The sequence below is a fragment of the Mucilaginibacter sp. P4_G9 genome (assembly GCF_056400985.1).
This window is the reverse complement of the sequence record NZ_JBFUKF010000604.1, coordinates 1-2,222: the sequence shown is the minus strand read 5'-3', so window position 1 is coordinate 2,222 and position 2,222 is coordinate 1. Positions and strand designations below refer to the sequence as shown.

At 39.1% G+C, this 2,222-nt stretch carries 3 protein-coding genes; 1 reads left to right on the top strand and 2 read right to left on the bottom strand.

The annotated features are described in order from the left end of the window. Together AC1DPZ_RS25815 and AC1DPZ_RS25810 are read right to left on the bottom strand one after the other, a co-directional pair. Positions 1–484: histidine kinase dimerization/phospho-acceptor domain-containing protein (locus AC1DPZ_RS25815; RefSeq protein WP_477408888.1), on the bottom strand; the 484-nt coding region annotated here is incomplete at its 3' end. A 2-nt stretch (positions 485–486) separates the two neighbouring features. After that, complete coding sequence (locus AC1DPZ_RS25810; protein WP_477408886.1) at positions 487–1,626, bottom strand: FIST signal transduction protein; 1,140 nt, start codon at positions 1,624–1,626, stop codon at positions 487–489. A 395-nt stretch (positions 1,627–2,021) separates the two neighbouring features. On the opposite strand from AC1DPZ_RS25810, the gene AC1DPZ_RS25805 reads away from it, so the two are divergent. After that, positions 2,022–2,222: protein O-mannosyl-transferase family (locus AC1DPZ_RS25805; protein WP_477408890.1), on the top strand; the 201-nt coding region annotated here is incomplete at its 3' end.

Sequence of the window (2,222 nt, the reverse complement as noted above, 5' to 3'; positions counted from 1 at the left end):
GAATAAGCAAATGAGTAAAACCAATCACCGCGTTCATCGGTGTACGTATCTCATGACTCATGATGGATAGAAACTGCGCCTTGGCCATAGCAGCCTTTTCGGCTAATTCCTTTGAGTTGATCAGGGCTGCCTCCAATTCTTTGGCTTTAGCTATCCGGTCCTGCAAAAAGCTTATAATATGGATAATATCATCGTCAGAATCAGAAAGTTTTAGTTCAACATCAGGACTGAGGGTTTTAATCGCCTCTTTTAATTGCGAAATGGATCGCTGCCTGATCTCGTTTTCCGCCTTAAGATTATCTGTTACCGAAAGATATTCGCGCTCGCTGATATTGAAAGCATGATCGGCCAGTTTTATTGACTTATCAAAATTTTTAAAACTGGTGTTTACGGCATTCAAAAAAAGTAAAACAGCATCGTCTTCCAGGTATTGCACCGGAAACAGTTTTTTAATCTGTTTATCTAACAAGGGATGATAATCCATAACTATTGCTCGGTAAAAGTGGTAATGGTCATGGTTTGGTTATGTAGTTCGCAGTTGGAGCCTTTATTTAAAGGAGATAACTCGCCGTAAGAGTAAAAACCGGCGATAATAGTATTATCACCAAACATTTCTTTAGCTGCTATAAGTTCATCTTCGGTACGTTCATTGAGTACCAGCTTACGCCCCACGCAGCTTACCATGATGGCAAGCTCGGTTGCAGATGTACTATCACTTGCATCAGTTGCTGCTGCCGAGGAGGCATTGATTAGTTTTGCAAAATTAGCCTTCATGAGGCGCACCTTGCCGCCTTCGGGCAGGTCACCGGCAAAGGTCATTGATTTTTCATCCTCATTTACACTCAATATGGTGCGCACAAGCATTTTATTATCTAAACTATCGGTGCTCAATGATAGCGGGAATAACAAAGCCGAGCCGGGTAGTTCTTTAACATACTCGCCTAAATATTCCTTGTATAAATCAAGGGCGCTTTTATTATCGATCTCAAACAACACATTTTTATCAGATTTAGTGATCGTTCTCTGCGGACCAAATTCTTCCCAGCCGCCATTCGAGCCGTGATTAACAACCAGGCTATCGCCGTAAAAACCAACTGCAATAATATTGCCTTGCGAAGGCACCGCGTTAAGCCCGGTAAATGTGCTGGTAAACCGGGCTGCATCGCCGGCAAGTCCGCCGGTAACAGGCACCTTACCCGGATTGGTGTCATTAAAACCGGCAACCAGTTCGCTGCCGTTTATATGTGTACCATCAGATACAACAAAAACACTATTCAGGTTTTTTTTATCAAGCTGCAGCATAAGATACTTACCTGTTTCATAACTGTTGGTATGGTTACTTACATGCGTAGCCGTAGCGACAATAGTCGATTTTTCAAATTCAATAGCGGTTGCAACTATACTATCGTCATAAACTTCACTGTCAATGATCTCGCCAGAGGTTGATGCGAAAACAATGCTGGCCGTTGGATAACTTATTTTGAGATAATTGAAAACTTCTGGTGCTATAATTAATTGGGGAGCGCCAAAAACAAATACCAACTGGCAACTTTCGGCATTAAACTCAGGATCAGCAAAATAGCTGCTCCAACTATTATTTATAAAATGAAGCTGAGTGATGTGCATAGGTTTAAATTGTTATATCAGAAAAATTGAGTGAATATAATAATTAAAAAGAAAATAATTATCTTAAAATTAATATCAATATATCTATGGTTTCTGTAAAATTCGTCACTGTATCTTACTTATATTATGTCCAATAGTTTAAAAGCTATTTTATACATACACCTGTAAGCGTAACAATAACAGCGTAACATTTATACGCTATTTATTTGATAAAGTTTATTATTTAAAAAAGCACAATTAACAACCTCAAGCTTCTTCACATTACCTGCTTAAAATCAATAAGTTAAATTCTGTTAAAAGGTGTTAACAGATGTTAATCTGCATAACATTTTCGCAATTTACATCGAACTTGTACCTCATTAACATATGGTAAAACTTTTACAACCTTATTTATGATGCAGTACAATAAAATCAATAACCTGTTAGGCTGGCTTTGCCTGGTAATATCCTTAAGCACTTATGTTTTAACCTTAGAGCCATCGGTTAGCTTTTGGGATTGCGGCGAATTTATAGCCTGCGCTTACCGGCTCCAGGTATCGCACCAGCCGGGCTATCCTATGTTTGCCATGCTGGGTAAAGTATTTTCGCTGCTGTCT

Excerpts from the sequence above, each read along its gene's own strand:
- AC1DPZ_RS25810 (WP_477408886.1), bottom strand. The coding sequence starts at position 1,626 with ATGCACATCACTCAGCTTCATTTTATAAATAATAGTTGGAGCAGCTAT.